We start from the raw sequence: 18,736 nt of genomic DNA, 5'->3' as shown, positions 1-18,736 counted from the left end.
GAAACAGCGATTATCCTTGTGTAAGGAGTAAGGTGAATATTTCCCATACTGGTCATGGTTTCATTAATCACTTTATTAGTGCTTTGGCTCTTTTGGGTCTCTTCATAAGCGCAGCAGCCCTTGCTATTCCTGCATCCCCCAAGCTCTCAACCCCAGTAGTCATACCCTATTGCATTGATCCAAATTGGCTTCCCTATGAAGCAATCATTAATGGGAAACATGTTGGTATCTCAGCTGATTACTTACAGTTAGTCGCACATAAAACTGGCTATAAATTTGAGCTGGTTGTCACTGATGATTGGCCTCAAACCTTGGCCTATTTACAGCAAGGTAAATGCGGTATGACCCCGTTCCTTAATAAGACGTCAGACAGGGAGCGATTCTTACTCTTCAGTGATATTTATTTTGAAGCTCCCAATGTATTAGTGTCACTAAAGTCACAGCCCTTTTTACAAGGTTTTGAGAATATCGGTGATAGAAGTTTAGCCATACCAGCAGGGTATCAATTAGTTGAATATGTTCAGCGCCATTACCCACAGGTTAAGTTAATCCTTGTTGATAATGAGAAAGAAGGCTTAGAGAGAGTAGCTCAGGGTGATGTGGATGTTTTTGTAGGTTCCATGCTGTCAGTTAACACTTACATCTAGGGAATCCCCTGATAATTGCTTTTATTTTCAATTTAGTAGACACGCATGGTGCTATCTGATCTAATCAATTTCGCCAAAAACCTACTAGATCTAACACCATGCGTGATATCCATATCTTACACGATTTAATCAAAAAACAATGCCCTCAAATACACCAAAAACGACTTAATTCTCTGATGGTTGCCACTGAGTCACTCCTCGATGGTAATCAACTATCACTTACTCAGCTTGGTCGTAATATTACGGGCTCCGTGGCAGCTAAACACAACATTAAACGTATTGACCGACTCTTAGGTAATTATCACTTAGCTCAAGATAAAATAACAATATATCAGTGGCATGCTCGCTATCTTTGTGGCGCAAACCCTATGCCTATTATTCTCGTCGATTGGTCTGATGTCCGTGAACAGCTTCGAATAATGACGCTACGCGCATCCATCAGCGTTCAAGGTCGCTCTGTGACTCTGTATGAACGGACTTTCTTGTTTGAGGACTACAACGCACCTCGCAGCCATAATGCTTTTCTCGCTGAACTTGCCAACGTTTTACCTCAAGGTTGTTGTCCTCTGATTGTCACCGATGCAGGCTATCGCAATACCTGGTTTAGGGAAGTTGAGCGCTATGGCTGGTTCTGGCTTGGCAGAGTGCGAGGCGATGTAAGCTTTATGCACCACGGGCAAACCACTTGGCATTCAAATAAATCACTCTACTCAAAAGCAAACTCAACCGCTAAATACATAGGTAATGTTCAGCTTGCACGTAAATCACCGCTAAGCTGCCATTTACATCTATTTAAGGCTAAGTCCAAATTACGTAAAGATAAGCGCTCTTCAAAAACGGGCCGAAACCACACCGCACAAAAGAGTTATCGCTTAGGCAGTAAGGAGCCGTGGCTGCTGGCGACCAACTTACCGCCTGAATACTTCAATCCAGCAAAAGTGGTTGAGCTATATGCTAAACGCATGCAAATTGAAGAAACCTTTCGGGATTTAAAAAGCCCACAATATGGCATGGGATTGAGGCAAAGTCGCAGTCGGTGTCCAAAGCGATATGATGTATTGTTGCTTATCGCTATGCTGGCAGAAATACTGTTGTGGTGTATAGGCATAGCCGCGAGGCATCTTGGCTGGCAGAAGGATTTCCAAGCTAACAGCATCAAATATCGCGCTGTATTATCCGTTGTAAGATTAGGAAAAGAAGTGCGGCGAAGGCCAAAATACACACTAAAAGCATCGATAATTTACTGGGCATTAAACGAATATATCAAACTGGTTCATACCGCTGGCAGACCTAAATTATGAGGGGATCCGCCAGCACTTACATTAAACAACGAGGGTTAACCGAACTTAAAATTGCCGGTTGGGGCGGGCCTGCGGATGAGCTCAGGTATGGGATAACCCAAGAGCTACAACACCTGATACCTAGGCTAAATTATGCGTTAAGAGGTATTAGTGAGCAGCAACGATTAGCCATATACAATAAATGGAACAATGTGTCGGTTGTCGAAGACATTGATTATCAAGTCGCGATACAAATTTTAGGTATCTTAGCGGCAATAATTTTTGTGCTTATGCTTCGAAATTACAATATCAAAATTTATTCTCAAGCGTTGGAAGTAAAGAATAAACAACTCGAAGAACTTAGGGGCAACCTAGAGAGAAAAAATCAGCAGCTTGACTTCCTGTCAGCCCACGACCCTTTGACTAAGCTCTACAACAGGCATTATTTCAACAGCCAATACATAGACAAAAAGCAAGATGAAAATAATGTTGAACCCATGTGCTTGATCATTATGGATGTGGACTATTTTAAACTTATCAATGATAACTTTGGCCATAACACGGGTGATATTGTGCTAGCTAAGTTGGCCGAATTATTGATCAATACAGTACGAGGCTCTGACGTTGTTACTCGCTGGGGCGGTGAAGAATTTATCATATTGTGCCCTAAGTTAGCTCTCCAAAGTGCCTGTGAACTCTGTCAAAGATTAGCCATTCAAATTCAACAAACTCAATTCACTGACGGCGTAAAAATCACCTGTAGCTTCGGTGTGGCACAACGTGAAGCTAACGAGTCTATTTTGATGTGCTTAGACAGAGCCGATAAAGCGCTTTATCGAGCGAAAGATGGAGGCCGGAATCAAACTTGCATCGATACAAAAGCGGTTGATTTTTAACCTAGAGCTGGATTAATCACCAAATTGAGTCTTGATGTACAAATCATAGCTACAAAAGCTGAAAAAAAATCCTCAAAGCCATTTAGAGTGAAAAATAATCAGTTATTTTTTACTCTATTGAATTTAAATGATTATGTGCCATATTTTGGCCTTTTTTTCACTAAATATAGATAAATATTGCAAGAGCAGTTTGCGCCCAGCAAGGTTCCAATTTACAATATGCGCCTTAATAACCTGATGTGCGGTGTGTCGGTTCTTTTTCGCATGCTCCGTCTACTTCTTAAACTAATCATTAAAGTTGAATCATGACCGAATTATCCAAATACAGAAACATTGGTATCTTCGCTCACGTTGACGCGGGTAAAACCACGACCACCGAGCGTATCCTTAAGCTAACCGGTAAGATCCACAAGATCGGTGAAGTTCACGATGGTGAATCTACGACAGACTTCATGGTACAGGAAGCTGAGCGCGGTATTACTATTCAGTCAGCTGCAGTAAGCTGTTTCTGGAATGACCACCGTTTTAACGTCATCGACACTCCCGGACACGTTGACTTCACCGTTGAAGTATACCGTTCACTTAAAGTGCTTGACGGTGGTGTTGGTGTATTCTGTGGTTCTGGTGGTGTTGAGCCTCAGTCAGAAACTAACTGGCGTTATGCTAACGATTCAGAAGTTGCCCGTATCATCTTCGTAAACAAGTTAGACCGTATGGGTGCTGACTTCTTACGTGTTGTTAAGCAAACTAAAGACGTATTAGCTGCTAACCCATTGGTTATGGTTCTACCAATCGGTATCGAAGACGAGTTCTGTGGTGTTGTTGACCTACTTACTCGTAAAGCCCACATTTGGGATGACTCTGGTTTACCAGAAAACTTCGAAATCAAAGACGTACCAGCAGACATGGTCGACTTAGTTGAAGAATACCGTGAAATGCTAATCGAAGCTGCTGTTGAGCAGGACGATGATCTATTGGAATCTTACATGGAAGGCGTTGAGCCATCTATGGAAGACATCAAGCGTTGTATCCGTAAAGGTACTCGTACACTGACTTTCTTCCCAACATACTGTGGTAGTGCATTCAAGAACAAAGGCATGCAATTACTGCTTGATGCTGTTGTTGATTACTTACCAGCGCCAGATGAAGTTGATCCACAGCCTCTTACTGACGAAGAAGGTGTTGAAAACGGCGAATTCGCAATCGTTGATGCTGACTTGCCATTAAAAGCATTAGCATTCAAGATCATGGATGACCGTTTTGGTGCATTAACATTCGTACGTATCTACTCTGGTCGTCTTAAAAAGGGTGATACCATCCTTAACTCGTTCACTGGTAAATCTGAGCGTGTTGGCCGTATGGTTGAGATGTACGCAGATGACCGTATCGAAATCGAATCAGCTCAGGCTGGTGACATTATCGCTATCGTAGGCATGAAGAACGTGCAAACTGGTCACACTCTATGTGATCCTAAGCACCCATGTACCCTAGAAGCTATGGTGTTCCCAGAGCCAGTTATCTCTATCGCAGTAGCGCCAAAAGATAAAGGCGGCTCTGAGAAAATGGGTATCGCTATCGGTAAGATGATCGCTGAAGATCCATCATTCCGCGTAGAAACTGACGAAGACTCAGGCGAAACCATCCTTAAAGGTATGGGTGAGCTTCACTTAGACATTAAAGTAGACATCCTTAAGCGTACTTACGGTGTTGAACTAATCGTAGGTGAGCCACAGGTTGCTTACCGTGAAACTATCACTGCAGAAGTTGAAGATAGCTACACGCACAAGAAACAGTCTGGTGGTTCTGGTCAGTTCGGTAAGATCGACTATAAGATCCGTCCTGGCGAAGCAAACACTGGCTTCGTGTTCAAATCATCAGTTGTTGGTGGTAACGTACCTAAAGAATTCTGGCCTGCGGTTCAGAAAGGTTTCGGTAGCATGATGAACACAGGTACTATCGCTGGCTTCCCAGTGTTAGACGTTGAATTCGAACTTACAGATGGTGCTTTCCACGCAGTTGATTCGTCAGCTATCGCGTTCGAAATCGCTGCTAAAGGCGCGTTCCGTCAGTCTATCGCTAAAGCTAAGCCACAACTTCTTGAGCCTATCATGAAAGTTGACGTGTTCAGCCCAGATGACAACGTGGGTGATGTGATTGGTGACTTAAACCGTCGTCGCGGTATGATCAAAGATCAAAACGCTGGCGTTACTGGTGTTCGTATCAAGGCTGACGTACCGTTATCAGAAATGTTCGGTTACATCGGTACACTACGTACTATGACTTCTGGTCGTGGCCAATTCTCTATGGAATTCGCTCACTATGCCGCTTGTCCTAACAGCGTTTCTGAGAAAGTTGTTACTCAGGTTAAAGAACGTAAAGCCGCTGAAGCTAAGAAGTAATTCTTAACTCATCGCTAATAAAAACCGTTGCCTAGGCAGCGGTTTTTTTATGCCTAAAACCCTCTCTATATCTTATACCAATCACATTAATTATGTGATCTATCAGAGCACCTCAAGCTTTTCAATTCAAGGCGCATTAATGCAGTAAGGGTTATTCCTTTCAAACCTCATTCTTGCACAGGAATGCAACGATGAAGTGGAATGCTTGAGACGCTCCCGAGGGCGGGTTTCAAAGGGGATTTCTCTGCGTTGAAGACTTTTGAGATAGCACCACTATGCCTTCAAGCCTTCGCCTTGATTAATACCCTTTGAACTCCCGCTGAATGACCAGATAATTAATACGATTGGTATTAAACAGGCTTTGTCGTCGCTCAGTTATCAAGCAATTATAAGAGTTGATGTTAGTTAGGCAAAATAGTGTGGTTTCCCTTTCGATGGGTTAGCACTACAACAAAGCCTTGATTTAGCATATTCATGTTTTAGATGTAAATTATCTTGACCTAGCGTCTAAAGGTATATAGTGTAACTAGTGTGTAATGTATTGAATTTAATACATATTAAGTTAAGTTGCGGCTAATGAAAACTGAGATGAAATTCGCCGTTAACTAAATCCTATGCAACATGTGGCTGTTAGCTTGATGTTGCTATCACTCAATACCAAGGATGGCAGTTCAGTACCTGCACTGAGTCGGGTAACGACGCCTTAAACATTTTATGAAAACACTGAAATTTACTCGTTCTATTTTCGCTTCTGCAGTCATCGCAGCAGGCCTGTCCACCACCTTTGTTTATGCGAGTCAAACATCAGAAACATTCACTACTTTGACCTCACAACAGACTGAAACAAGTGCGAACCCTATTTATCAAGATACTGCAGCCACTTCAATGTTTCTTAATAAAGGTCAGAGAAAAATTACCTGGATGACATTCTCCCACCCTACGGGTTATGACCAATTAGCTGCTTTGGTGGCGATTTCTTACGGTGATTTATTGAGTGTCTCATGTCAAATTTCGCTGTACGATGGCAATAGCACTCAAGCATTCAAGACACTCAACTGTGCTAGCAGTCAACAATGGAATCCAACTACGCCTAATGTGCCTGTTTTGCCTAGCACCTTAAGAGCTAAAATTGAGCACTATAATGCTGACTTTACTAAGCCTAGCAAACAAGTCTCCCTTAGATTGACTCCTAACTTTGCTAATCAAGAGGATCTCGATCAGGATGGTATGCCTGCCTGGTTCGAGATCTTACGTAACCTCTCAGACAGCAATGCGCTGGATGCAGCCTCCGATAGAGATCAAGATGGTTATACAGCATTGGAAGAGTACTTGGGAGGCTCGCATCCATTGGACAATCGCAGTACACCAGCTAATCCATAGTTAAAAATAAGCTCTGTAGCGGTACGGTTTTGTTGTGCCGCTCAGTTATTGAGCAATTAGGATGGTTGATGTAAGTTAGGTAAAATAGCCTAGCGACTGTCACATGAATACGGTAAGCGTAATGTGTCAGAGATGATGACATAGCGTTATAAGGGCACCTTTGGTAACCACCCTGATGCTCAATATAGGGACAGCCAAAAAATGGCAGTGATGATCGCTTATGGCCTCTTAAATCGTTTCACTGGGTTTGGTATGCCTCAAAGTTACCGATCTCACTAATCAATATCAAAAGACTTGGTGGGTTAGCACTGCAACAAAGCTGCATAGGTAATACCATAAGTAATAATGTAAGCAATAATACCTCCCAGAGTTTAAAAATAAAAAAGCGAGCCTAAGCTCGCTTTAAGTTTCTTCTTCAGAAGTCTGCTATTCCTCGGTCAAAGAGTAAGGCAGGGCTTTGATGGCTAAGCTTGAGCTTTCATCTTCAGCCATTCGCAGCACGGCATCTGCTTCAGTATCGTTAGCGAGCACAGCGGTCATTAATACTCTTTCACCTTCCTGCACCACTTCGATGACATTACCGACTTTGCGGTAGCCGCCTTCAAGTTGGATCTCGACTTGGCTCTCAGTGCTCAGGGTTCGCTGAGTAGTGCCTTCAAGTATATATAGGGCGCGTTTATTGCCGCCACGGTATTTCATCCTAGCAATGGTCTCTTGGCCCATGTAGCAGCCTTTGGTGAAGCTAATGCCATTGACGGCCTGAAGATTACACATTTGCGGTACGTATTGACCACTGTGTTGACTGTCAATGTTGGGATAGCCAGCTGCGATTTCTAATGCTTGCCATGCCTTATGAGCCACAAGCTCAAGCTTTGCCTGCTCGATAAAGATGTTAGCCTGCTCTTGGGGCAGAATAGCCATAAAACCAAAATTGTCCTTTAAGATGGCGCCTTGCTCTGTGGCGGTTAACCCTTGGGTGAGTTCACCAAAGTGCTGAGTCATCAGATCAACTGATTTTTCCCCCCAAAGACCTAAAATAGCCCAGCTATCACTTACATCTGTGAGTTCAGCCTTGCTAAATACGGCGTATTTTTTTAATTGTGCTAAGTCTAAGGCTAGTGTCGACTTAGGCATAAGCATCAATAAGCGCTCTCCTAGGAGAAAAATCCTAAAACTGGCTATCATCTTACCTTTAGGGTCGCAGTGAGCTCCCCAGCGCCATTCCTCGTCTGTCATGCTGATTATATCGGTAGTGACTTGACCATTGATAAAGGTTTTGGCCTGTTCACCTGTGATTTCAATCATTCCGAAGTGGGATAAGCGTGCGGCATTGATTTCGGATACGGGATAAAAATCAGTCATAGACTGAGTGGAAACTGACATTTTTAGTCCTTAAAAGAGGAAAGGAGAATGACAAGAGTGTAACGGAAATCCTGTCAGTACCAAAGCCGTTATCGAGGACTGTAATGGGTATTTGTTTGTTAAATCACTCACTAGACAAAAATACCAATCCGAGTCTGTGCGGATTGGTATTATATATTAGGTTCTATATTGCACTGACTCAGGCTTTAAATTGGCTGGTTAATTTCTTCAATGTCTTTGAGGTTGTTTCTAAGCTCTCTGAGTTTTTATTCATCACATCCAATTGATTTAAATTGTCTTGGCCAGATGTCACAATGCGATTGATGTTGTGGGTCAAGTCCTCTGATACTGCACTTTGTTGTTCAACCGCTGTCGCAATATGACTTGCCATATCGGTAATCTTCTCGGTTGATGCCAAAATACTATTAATAGCCGTTCCTGAACTTTGAGCATTTTTCACCGAAGCTTCACTTTTTGTTTGGCTTTCTAGCATGACTTTTACCGCTGATTTAGCGCCAGCTTGAAGGTTTGTGATACTGAGCTGAATTTCGGCGGTGCTTTGTTGAGTGCGACTTGCGAGCGCGCGCACTTCATCGGCAACCACAGCAAACCCTCGGCCCTGCTCTCCCGCTCGAGCGGCTTCAATTGCCGCATTTAACGCCAGTAGATTGGTTTGCTCGGCGATAGCTCTGATGACATCGAGTACCGATACTATGCCAACCACATTTTTTTCTAGGGAGTTCACCACTGAGGCGGCTTCTGTGAGTTGGCTGGATAAATCTTGAATGGAATTTATGGATTGATTGATGATGGTGGAAACTTCTTTAGCGTCTACATTAGCTTGCAGAGCAGATTCAGCTGACAATTGCACACTGCTGGCAATTTCTTTTGCCGAGGCTGACATTTGGGTGATGGCCGCAGCCACCTGATCCGTTTCCATTTGTTGGTCATGGACGTGGCCTCGACTGGCTTCAGCACCAGTATGCACATTGCGTGCTTCACGGAATACATCATCAACAGAAACTTGTATGGATTGCACCAAAGTTTGAATTTTTTCAACAAACACATTGAATGAGTTAGATACCCGGCCAATTTCATCGTCACGGCTAGCATTAAGCCTGCGGGTGAGATCCCCTTCACCACTGGCAATATTTTCTAATGCGTTGGCAACATGGGTAAGGGGGCGAGTGACCACGCGACTAAAGAGTAGGCTAAGTGCAGTCACTAAGAAGATATCCAGTAATAAGGCTTTAATGATCAATCTGAACGCTAAGCTTGATAATTCCTCCTTGATACTGGTGTTGTCGATATAGACTTTAACGCTACCTATGTCAGTGGCGGTTTCATCTTCTATATATTGTAATTTTACTTCTTCAAATCGACTGCCTAATTCACCTGCTGACTGAGCAATTTGCTCACCTTTGTCATTATGCAGGCTTAAAAATGCCACGTCTTCCGATTGCTGCTCAGAATTTAAAATGCGCACCATCTGCGATTCTTCATAGTTCCAAACAGCACTGGGAAGGCTTAATTGTAGTCGCGATGCCACCAAGGTTATCTGAGCATCTTGCTTATGCTGAAGTTTTTCACTTTGAATGATGTAATCATAAACGCCAAATACCACGACTAAAATAGTCACAGTCACTAAGGCCGCCATAATTAATTTAAACGAAATCGATTTCATTAAAGACATAAGCAGTACTCATTTTAGCTTGGGAGCAACAAAGCAATTAAGTCCATTTATTGCAACATTTTTTGCGAAGCTGCAGATATTGTAACCTTATAGTCTAGTTTACTATCAGCAACTTACTTTGCTGGCCTCGGATAGGTGAAACATCACTTTAAGTGAGCTGACATGAGTGAATTAATGTCAATTTTACCTAGGCCTTCATTATAAATCGCTTGCCACTTTTTACCATCGGCATCGTTTCTAAATGCTATGTATAGGTCTTTATTCATCAATAGTTTAGTGTTCATTTGAACCTTATCTTTGACTGATGAAAGTTTAGTGTTATTGGCTAACATGTAACTCAGCACGTTTGAATCAATAACAGCAGCATCGATACGCCCCCCCGCCACTTTCTGCACGTTTATTTCATCTGAAGTGACAGTTTGAGGTTTAATGGTTTCATTGGCGATTAGGGCGTCAAGTTCTTCTGTGTTGACATAGTCCTGCACCACCCCAAGCTTATACTTAGCAAGATCGCCTACCTCAGCCCAATTTATCGGACTCGCCTTGTTCTCGACCAAGCCTAGCGGGCCTTGTCCCATAGGAGCTGAAAAAGTGAATTCGCTCGACTCATATAAATATTCAGGAAAATAGCCTGCATACTTAGAGCCTGGCTCTGAAGCGAGTTTAACGGCGCGGCTCCAAGGGAAAAAATCGACCACTAACTCGTGGCCCATAGCCTTAAATGCAGCTTTGGCTACCACCACAGAGGCACCTTGATTTTCTAAGCTTTTTCCAGAATAGGGCGCCCAATCTAACGAGCTTAAGTGAACGGTTTCTGCATTAACAGAAATCGCTGAACAGGCGAGTAGCAAGCCAAGAACGCTGTAGTTGAATTTCATAACATCTCCTAAAAAGTAATAGCATTCGTTACCGAGGGTAAAGCCTTAGTATCATCTGTGTGTTTTGTGGGTATGCTGCATTGTATTTTCCTATCTTGGCTTCTCACTCGCGCCACTATTGTAGGCATTTGACCCAGAAACGTTTGTGATCGCACAAGGGGCTGAAAAAGGTTGTTTTAAGCGCAATGCCACTATCCTATTGAAAGTGATTTAACCAACGTTCTGAGTATAGACGGGAATTTTAAAAGTGAGCTGATAAGTAGTTGGATTTTATTAAAGTTCCATTAATGTTACTTCTGCTTCACTGTACTTAATCCAAAAGGGATGAGATCTTCTGCGGGCTTGAATAGATGAGTTAGGGATTATGATGCTTAGCACTTGGCTAGAAGCTATGTTTAAGCATCAGTAGAATAAAGCGCTACATCATTTAAGGTGATTAATCTAGTCAGCAGCGCTAAGCCTCACCATTTTTATTAATGACCACCGCCACCACAACCGCCGCAACATGAATGCTTTTTAGGTTCATTAGTCACCACTTGCGCTTGCGTCTTATCATAGTCGTCAGTATCAACCAAACTCGCTGAGGTCTGTTCAGCTGCATCGGTAAATTGATTTTTATTTTCTGATTTTTTAAAGGCTTGGAACAGTTTGCTTGCTGAAATGCTCATTTAGAATACCCCTAGGATGTGGTTGCATCTGTAACTGACTTGTCTTCGCAATAAACATGTATATTTAAAGCGTGTTTATCCGATGCTATGCTCTAGGGCAATTAACGTCAATAGTCGGCTTAAGCTGTTTCAGTGATTAGCGATAAATTGTGCAGAAACTGTGGCCGAGATCACGGCTTGTCATGGTGGGTAGGCGTTTTTTGCATGAGCGACTAAGGTTAGCAAGACACTCGATGGTGCAAGCAAGCTTAACAATAAGGAAGAAGATATGCTTGATACATTTCACGCTCAATATCAGCACACATTAATGCAGCAGATAGTGGTAGGGAAGGCCTTAGGTTTGTTTATCGGCCTTATTGGTTTTTTTATGTTGCCTTACTTGCTACCTGAAGTTAGCCCACTCATTCGCTGGGGGATATTGTGCTGGTACATTACCTTTGGCGCCGTCATAGGTATGGCTGCACAAATTCATTATCACCCCATGCTTAACTGTCAACTGCCTTGGTGGCTAACGTCTGCAATCATGGGCGGCTGGCTTAACTTAGTGCTGACATTTTTCGCCTATGATGTGATGCAGGCGATGATTTTACGGCTCTTTGGTGAGCAAGGGTTGCTGCAATCGCCATTTTGGTTTGCAGCTGAAGGCCTTATTTTAGGTTTACTTATTGGCTTTGGGGTTAATCGTTTCGCTCAGCGAGTGCCTTTGCCGAAATTCCACTCTTCACAGGGATAAATCACTGGCTAATTTGTTATAATCATAAACTAAAGAAAAACGCCCATCGACGGGCGTTTTTTATGAATGACTGCATTCCCTATGAGTATCACGATGTCTTTTACTGCATTTAACTTACACCCTGTACTGTTAGCGTCCATCAAGGCGCAATCTTATGTTGACCCCACCCCAGTACAGCGACAAGCCATACCTGAAATCCTATTGGGCCATGATTTACTCGTAGGCGCCCAAACGGGCACAGGTAAAACTGCCGCCTTTGCGATCCCTTTAGTGCATAAATTATTGATGCAAAGCGAAGAAGCACATCAAGGCAAGGTCATTAAAGGGCTTATCCTTACCCCTACTCGTGAGCTTGCTTTGCAAGTGCAGCACAATATCCATGCGCTGCTGCAGGGGACCGAACTTAAGCATGCTATTGCCTATGGCGGGGCGAGTATTGGCGAGCAAGTGCGCAGTTTTAAAGCGGGTGTGGATATTCTAGTGGCCACTCCAGGCAGGTTGCTGGATCATTTACGCCATAAGGCAGTGTCCCTTAAGCATGTTGAATACTTAGTGTTTGATGAAGCGGATCGCATGCTAGACATGGGTTTTAAGGATGAAATTGTTGACTTATTAAAACGCCTGCCTAAGCAGCGTCAAACATTATTGTTTTCAGCCACACTCAACGACAGTATTTTTAGTTTTAGTAAAAACTTACTCAATGAGCCTAAGGTGATTGAAGTCGCTAAAGCCAATACTAAAGTCGCCAAAATTGAGGAGCGAGTTTATTGCGTGGATGAGGAGCGCAAGTTAAGCCTGTTATGTCACTTGTTAAGCAAAGAGCGCTGGCAACAAGTGCTGGTATTTTCTCGCACTAAACAAGGCGCCGACAACTTAGCCTGTCAGATGCAAAAAAGTGGCATTGAAGCACTGGCTTTTCACGGCGATTTATCTCAAAGCGTACGGGAGTCAGTGCTTAAGGATTTTTCTCAAGCAAAGGTGCAAGTATTAGTGGCAACTGATGTCGCGGCCAGGGGCCTAGATATTGAGGACCTCAATTATGTGGTCAACTATGAATTGCCTCATGTGAGTGAAGATTACATTCACCGCATTGGCCGCACAGGGCGTGCGGGAAAGGATGGCATCGCAGTGACCTTGTTTGCTATCGAAGACACTGCAAAACTGATGAGTTTAGAAACCTTGCTGGATAGGCGTTTACCTCAACAGTGGTACCCAGGCTTTGAGCCAGACTTAACTAAAGAGGTCACTTTGGGGCGCAAGCACACTAAAGCGGGCCAGAAGCAACAAGCAAGACGCAAAGCATTAGGGGCTAAAGCTAAGCGTTAAACTGTCATCTAATTGCGTCCTTATTGTCACAATCAGTCATTAGTCTAAGTCAGGCAATCGCAGCGAACAAAGCGCGAATAACCCTAAAAAGCCAATCACAATGAACTGATAACTCTAGCGTTAAGCTTGAGTGTGACTTAAGGACTATGTATTTATGAGCAAGGCCACCTTCGATCCTAAGCGTTATAACCACAGCCAGAATCAGACCTTCAGCCAAGTATTAGATAAACAGCTTTCTAGACGCAATTTTGTTAAAAGTGGTCTAGGGCTGAGCGCCATGACGGCCTTTGCGGGCGCGGGTTTGGTTGGTTGTGGCTCAGATAATAACCAAGCTGTTGCTCCGACTCCCAGTCCAGCCCCGACACCAACGCCAACGCCTGTGAATAAAAGTTCAGCGGTATTGGGTTTTGAGTCTATTGCAGGCTCAAAGCTTGATGGGGTGGCTATTCCCGCAGGCTATAGCGCCTATGTATTGGCCCCCTGGGGTACGCCGCTAAACACTAAGGCAGCGCCTTGGAAAGCCGATGGCAGCAACACGGCTGAAGATCAAGCCAATGCCGTAGGCATGCACCATGATGGCATGCACTTTTTCCCCCTTAATGATGCCAAAGATGATGGCCTGCTGTGCATTAACCATGAATACATAGATCAAGATGCACTGCATCCCAATGGCCCAAGTTTCGATGGTATTACAGGTCTGCGTACCGAGATTGATGAAATTCGTAAAGAAATTAATGCTCACGGTGTGTCTGTGGTGCGAATTAAACTCATTGATAATCGCTGGCAAGTACAAACCAATGATAAGCATAATCGCCGTTTTACCGGTGCTAGCGTCATGGATATAGCAGGCCCCATGGCTTACAGCAGCTACCTTGAAACTCGCTATTCACCCGATGGCAGTCAAGCTCGCGGCACACTCAATAATTGCGGCAATGGCAGTACGCCTTGGGGCACCTATTTAACCTGTGAAGAGAACTGGCCCGGGTATTTTGTTAATAAAGGTGCCTTAAGTAACGATCAGCAGCGCATTGGCATTTCAAGCTCAAGCACTCGTTATGGCTGGGATGAGTTGGCAGGCAATAATGATGAGCGCCTCGATGAGTTTGCCCGCTTCGATGTGACGCCAACAGCCAGTAATGCCAGTGGTGATTATCGTAATGAAGCCAATGGCCACGGCTATATTGTTGAAATTGATCCCTATAACCCCAATTCTCGCGCAGTTAAGCGCACGGCTTTAGGGCGTTTTCGCCATGAGGGTTGTACCTTTGGCAAGCTTGCAGTGGGCAAACCTGTCGTGTTTTACTCAGGTCACGACTCACGCTTTGAATACCTGTACAAATATGTCTCAAATGCCCTGTGGGATGAGGCCGATGCCAAGACAAGCAATCGCTTAAGCACAGGCGACAAGTACATGAATGATGGCACGCTTTATGTGGCCAAATTCTCTGAAGATGGCGTGGGTGAATGGCTTCCTTTGACCTTAGATAGCCTAACCACAGAGGGCAAAACCTTAGGGGACAGCTTTGATACCTTAGCGGCCATCATACTCAATACCGCTGGGGCTGCGGACCTTGTGGGGGCAACCCCCATGGATAGACCCGAGTGGTGCACGGTAGACCCTTTCACTGGCAGTGTATACCTAACTCTGACCAATAATTCTAAGCGCACAGAAACCAATGCCGCCAACCCAAGGCTTAAAAATAACTTCGGCCACATTATTCGCTGGGATGAAGGCGATAAAGACACAGAATTTAGCTGGGATATTTTTGTCTTTGGCTCGCCAGCGGATGCTGATGCGCAAACGAATGTCTCTGGACTTACCGACTTAAATCAGTTTGCCAGCCCAGACGGCTTAGCTTTTGATAACCGCGGCATCTTGTGGGTACAAACCGATAACGGCGCCGATGAAGTCGAAGATGATACTAACGATCAAATGCTCGCTATAGTGCCATCCCGCCTTCGAGACAGCAGTGACAAGCAGCAAGTGTTAAATGCCGATAATCAAGCCGAACTCAAGCGTTTCTTTGTGGGCCCCAATGGCTGTGAAGTAACAGGCTTTGCTATTACGCCAGACTACACCAGCGTGTTTGCCAATATTCAGCATCCTGATAACTGGCCATACTCAGATAATGCCGCCGAAGTGACCCCAGCAGGCACCAGCGTGCGTCCAAGGGCGGCGACTGTGGTTATTCGTAAACTCGATGGCACTGAAGTCGGCTTGTAAGCCCTCCTGATACTCCTTAATCATCCATAGAGCGTACTTCGCATTTGCACTCAATGCCCTAAATTAACTTTTAGGGCATTTTTATTCTCCATGCTTTACGGTTCGATTTTTTAGAATGTAATTTGATATTTTTTGCGTTTTTCATTCGCTTAAGTGGGTGTTAACCTGAGTCTATAGCTTGAAGCCGTGCTTCAATCACTATGGCTCAATTACGTTGGCTCAAGCAGTCATTCATACCTAAGGGGATAATCCATGAACGTCACTCACAGTTTTAATGCCCGCCCAGCCATGGACGGAGACGGCGTCAATATTCGCCGAGTTGCCGACTTTAATTTGCAACGCTTCGATCCTTACTTGATGGTCGATGAACTTAAATCTAATGATGAGCAAGATTTTATCGGTGGGTTTCCGCCTCATCCTCACAGAGGCATAGAGACCTTCACCTATATATTGAAGGGCGGTTTCGAGCACAAAGATCAACTGGGCAATGTCAAAGCCATTCGCAGCGGCGACGCTCAGTGGATGAGCACAGGCAGCGGGGTTATTCACTCTGAAATGCCGCTCATTGAGAACAATGAGGGCCTGCATGGCTTCCAGATTTGGATAAACATGCCCGCTAAAGACAAGATGCGCCCAGCCCGTTATCAAGATACAGCAGGGCAGGCTATCCCACAGATATCTAATAGCACAGGCGCCGTATTAAAGGCCTTAGCGGGTCAATGGACTTTTGCAGAAAATACTGGATTTGTGGATGGTCTATTAACTGGTTTGGCCGCCAATGGCGCCATTGCTGACGTGACATTAACGTCACAAGGCGTGGCTGAATTAGCACTGTCGCAGCATCAAACGGTTAACCTTTATCTGTATCAGGGCGAGCTGATTTATCAAGACAAGACAGGCAATGAAGCGCTAGCGAGCGCGGGGCAACTCTTGATATTAGACAGTCAAGCGAGCATCAGGCTTAAGGCCTCAAGCGAAGGCGCAGGATTACTCTTGCTTGCCGGCACTAAAATTGCTGAGGACATCGTCCATCACGGCCCGTTTGTGATGAACACCCAAGCCGAAATAAACCAAGCCATTAGCGATTATCAGCAAGGCAAGTTTGGCAAAATAAGCTAACCACATGGGCTTAAAAAGCCCAAGTCATGGCAAAGATAAACCAGCAAAACCCCGTTAAGCTTGCTACAATAGGCGCCATCAGGCCAGAGCATTATTCGATGTTTTGGCCCTTTGTTTTCTGCCATACAGGATATGACCTTGAGTAACTCAGACAGCCCAATAGTCGCTAACACGGCGTTTTCATCGCTTTCCCTTAAAACTGAACTGCTTGAGAACCTCAAGACCATGGGTTATGAATCCATGACTCAAATCCAAGCTCAGAGCTTACCGCCAATTTTGGCCGGTGATGATGTGATTGGCCAAGGCAAAACCGGCTCGGGTAAGACTGCCGCTTTCGGCTTAGGTTTGTTGAATAAATTGGATGTGAAGCGTTTTCGCATTCAGACCTTGGTCATGTGCCCAACGCGTGAGTTGGCCGACCAAGTCGCCAAGGAGATCCGCACCTTGGCTCGCGGCATTCACAATATCAAGGTATTAACCTTGTGTGGCGGCGTCCCTATGGGGCCACAAGTGGGCTCCCTTGAACATGGTGCCCATATTATTGTTGGCACTCCAGGGCGCATAATCGATCATTTAGATCGCAACCGTTTAGATTTAAGCAATGTGAACATGCTAGTGCTCGATGAAGCGGATCGCATGCTAGAAATGGGCTTTCAAGATCACATAGATGCCATTATTGAGCAAACTCCCCGTGAGCGTCAGACGCTGTTATTCAGCGCCACCTTCCCAGATCAAATTAAATCCATTGCCGATGAGATAATGTACAAGCCTGTGATGGTCAAAGTCGAGTCGACCCATGACGCCATCAGCATAGAACAACATTTCTATCAGCTTGAAGACAACAAATCACGCCTAGAAGCGCTGCGTTTATTGCTGCTCAGTGAGCAACCTGAAAGTGCGGTGGTATTTTGCAATACCAAACGTGAGACTCAGCAGGTGGCTGATGAATTAGCCGAGTTTGGCTTTAGTGTGCTGGCACTGCATGGGGATCTGGAGCAAAGGGATCGCGATCAAATGTTACTGCAATTTGCCAACCAGAGCGCACGTATTCTGGTGGCCACCGATGTGGCGGCTCGCGGCTTAGATATCGATGCCTTAGATGCGGTATTTAACTTCCACCTAGCCTATGATGCCGAAGTGCATCTTCACCGCATTGGCCGTACAGGCCGTGCTGGCAGTACCGGCGCCGCCTACAGTTTTATCGGGCATGATGACGGCTATAAGGTCGCCATGATTGAAGAAATGTTAAATATTGAAATAGTCACCGAAGCCTTGCCAGGCTTGAACGTGCTAAATAAAACCCCGCTGGCGGCCAACATGGTGACCATTCAAATTGAAGGCGGCAAGAAGCAGAAAATTCGCCCTGGCGACATAGTCGGTGCCCTTACTGGTGATAACGGGTTAGATGCCAACGATATCGGTAAAATCAAGGTAACGGATATTCGCGCCTATGTGGCAGTAAAGCGCAATGTGTCTAATCAAGCGCTGAATAAATTGAACAAAGGTAAGCTTAAGGGCCGCAGCTACCGCGCCTGGCTTTTATAATCTTGCGTTAATTATGACGCAATAAACCTGCCACTTCGCATGCTGGTGGCAGTGTTTATGAGACCACAAAACCCCAAGAAGTTAGCACTTCTTGGGGTTTTGCTTTGGCTGAATGCCAGCCTAGGATATTTATGTTTCTGAATTTAATAAGGGAACTTATTAAAATGCTTAGGTGATCTCGGCCATTGGACTAACGTCCCGAGTGACGCCGTCAACATGTCCCTATGGGCTCGGGCGCAGCATCCCTGCTGCTCACGCACTCGAGCCATTCAGTCCAATACCCTCCATTAGCATCAGTATGCTCATTTAGCTCAAATAGATAACGTTGGGTCTTAATGTCGTGGCATTAGCGTAGAAGGGCATTAAAGGGTGATTGAAAATGATGATTTATCATGGAATATACCTAGAGAGTTGTAATTAGAACAACAGATTAACTGACATTTGTTCTAAAAAACATCTACCGAAAATAAGAGAATTGCTATAGCATGAACCTAAATATGTACGTTGTGGTGGCATCGGCTAAGTCCAGCACGTGATTTATGCCTTGCAAACAGCACATAAATACTAAAATGTATAATTTAAAATA

General features: G+C 44.5%; 14 protein-coding genes. 10 read left to right on the top strand and 4 right to left on the bottom strand.

Annotated features, from left to right (window positions below; genetic code table 11):
- Window positions 1-32 precede the first annotated feature (32 nt).
- From SDEN_RS15405 to SDEN_RS15385, 5 genes are all read left to right on the top strand, one after another.
- On the top strand, window positions 33-647 hold the full coding sequence (locus SDEN_RS15405) for a transporter substrate-binding domain-containing protein (RefSeq protein WP_011497387.1): 615 nt from the start codon (window positions 33-35) through the stop codon (window positions 645-647).
- A gap of 98 nt (window positions 648-745) precedes the next feature.
- Entirely contained in the window at window positions 746-1,948 is a 1,203-nt protein-coding gene (locus SDEN_RS15400; protein ID WP_011495916.1) for an IS4-like element ISSde1 family transposase, read from the top strand.
- On the top strand, window positions 1,945-2,823 hold the full coding sequence (locus SDEN_RS15395; protein WP_011497386.1) for a transporter substrate-binding domain-containing diguanylate cyclase: 879 nt from the start codon (window positions 1,945-1,947) through the stop codon (window positions 2,821-2,823). The genes SDEN_RS15400 and SDEN_RS15395 overlap by 4 nt, the downstream gene beginning before the upstream one ends.
- Before the next feature lie 305 nt (window positions 2,824-3,128).
- Window positions 3,129-5,222, top strand: coding sequence for an elongation factor G (gene fusA / locus SDEN_RS15390; protein WP_011497385.1), 2,094 nt, complete (start codon window positions 3,129-3,131; stop codon window positions 5,220-5,222).
- Window positions 5,223-5,936: 714 nt separating this feature from the next.
- On the top strand, window positions 5,937-6,602 hold the full coding sequence (locus SDEN_RS15385) for a hypothetical protein (protein WP_011497384.1): 666 nt from the start codon (window positions 5,937-5,939) through the stop codon (window positions 6,600-6,602).
- 426 nt (window positions 6,603-7,028) lie between these two features.
- Here the strand turns inward: SDEN_RS15385 and ygfZ are convergent, their stop codons facing one another.
- The 4 genes from ygfZ to SDEN_RS15365 form a co-directional block, all read right to left on the bottom strand.
- A complete protein-coding gene (gene ygfZ, locus SDEN_RS15380; RefSeq protein ID WP_011497383.1) occupies window positions 7,029-7,985 on the bottom strand; it encodes a tRNA-modifying protein YgfZ in 957 nt (318 codons plus the stop codon).
- Between the two features lie 178 nt (window positions 7,986-8,163).
- Window positions 8,164-9,657, bottom strand: a complete 1,494-nt coding sequence (locus SDEN_RS15375; RefSeq protein ID WP_011497382.1) for a methyl-accepting chemotaxis protein — start codon at window positions 9,655-9,657, stop codon at window positions 8,164-8,166.
- 143 nt (window positions 9,658-9,800) lie between these two features.
- On the bottom strand, window positions 9,801-10,535 hold the full coding sequence (locus tag SDEN_RS15370; RefSeq protein ID WP_011497381.1) for a substrate-binding periplasmic protein: 735 nt from the start codon (window positions 10,533-10,535) through the stop codon (window positions 9,801-9,803).
- A gap of 473 nt (window positions 10,536-11,008) precedes the next feature.
- Window positions 11,009-11,203 carry a hypothetical protein gene (locus SDEN_RS15365; protein ID WP_041405846.1) on the bottom strand — a complete coding sequence of 65 codons (195 nt, stop codon included), beginning with the start codon at window positions 11,201-11,203 and terminating at the stop codon, window positions 11,009-11,011.
- A gap of 268 nt (window positions 11,204-11,471) precedes the next feature.
- Here SDEN_RS15365 and SDEN_RS15360 point away from each other — a divergent pair, with 268 nt between their 5' ends.
- The 5 genes from SDEN_RS15360 to dbpA all read left to right on the top strand — a co-directional run bounded on the left by SDEN_RS15360 (window position 11,472) and on the right by dbpA (window position 18,150).
- Window positions 11,472-11,936, top strand: coding sequence for a hypothetical protein (locus SDEN_RS15360; RefSeq protein WP_011497380.1), 465 nt, complete (start codon window positions 11,472-11,474; stop codon window positions 11,934-11,936).
- Between the two features lie 93 nt (window positions 11,937-12,029).
- Complete coding sequence (locus tag SDEN_RS15355) at window positions 12,030-13,262, top strand: DEAD/DEAH box helicase (protein ID WP_041405845.1); 1,233 nt, start codon at window positions 12,030-12,032, stop codon at window positions 13,260-13,262.
- A gap of 154 nt (window positions 13,263-13,416) precedes the next feature.
- The gene (locus SDEN_RS15350; RefSeq protein WP_011497378.1) at window positions 13,417-15,486 is read left to right on the top strand and encodes a PhoX family protein; all 2,070 of its coding nucleotides are present in this window, start codon (window positions 13,417-13,419) and stop codon (window positions 15,484-15,486) included.
- A 252-nt stretch (window positions 15,487-15,738) separates the two neighbouring features.
- Window positions 15,739-16,605, top strand: coding sequence for a pirin family protein (locus SDEN_RS15345; RefSeq protein WP_011497377.1), 867 nt, complete (start codon window positions 15,739-15,741; stop codon window positions 16,603-16,605).
- Between the two features lie 132 nt (window positions 16,606-16,737).
- Window positions 16,738-18,150 carry an ATP-dependent RNA helicase DbpA gene (gene dbpA, locus SDEN_RS15340; protein WP_011497376.1) on the top strand — a complete coding sequence of 471 codons (1,413 nt, stop codon included), beginning with the start codon at window positions 16,738-16,740 and terminating at the stop codon, window positions 18,148-18,150.
- The last annotated feature ends 586 nt before the right edge of the window (window positions 18,151-18,736 follow it).

This window comes from Shewanella denitrificans OS217 (assembly GCF_000013765.1).
Classification (GTDB): domain Bacteria; phylum Pseudomonadota; class Gammaproteobacteria; order Enterobacterales; family Shewanellaceae; genus Shewanella; species Shewanella denitrificans.
The sequence above is the reverse complement of the archived record's forward strand: the minus strand, read 5'-3'. Positions and strand labels throughout refer to the sequence as shown.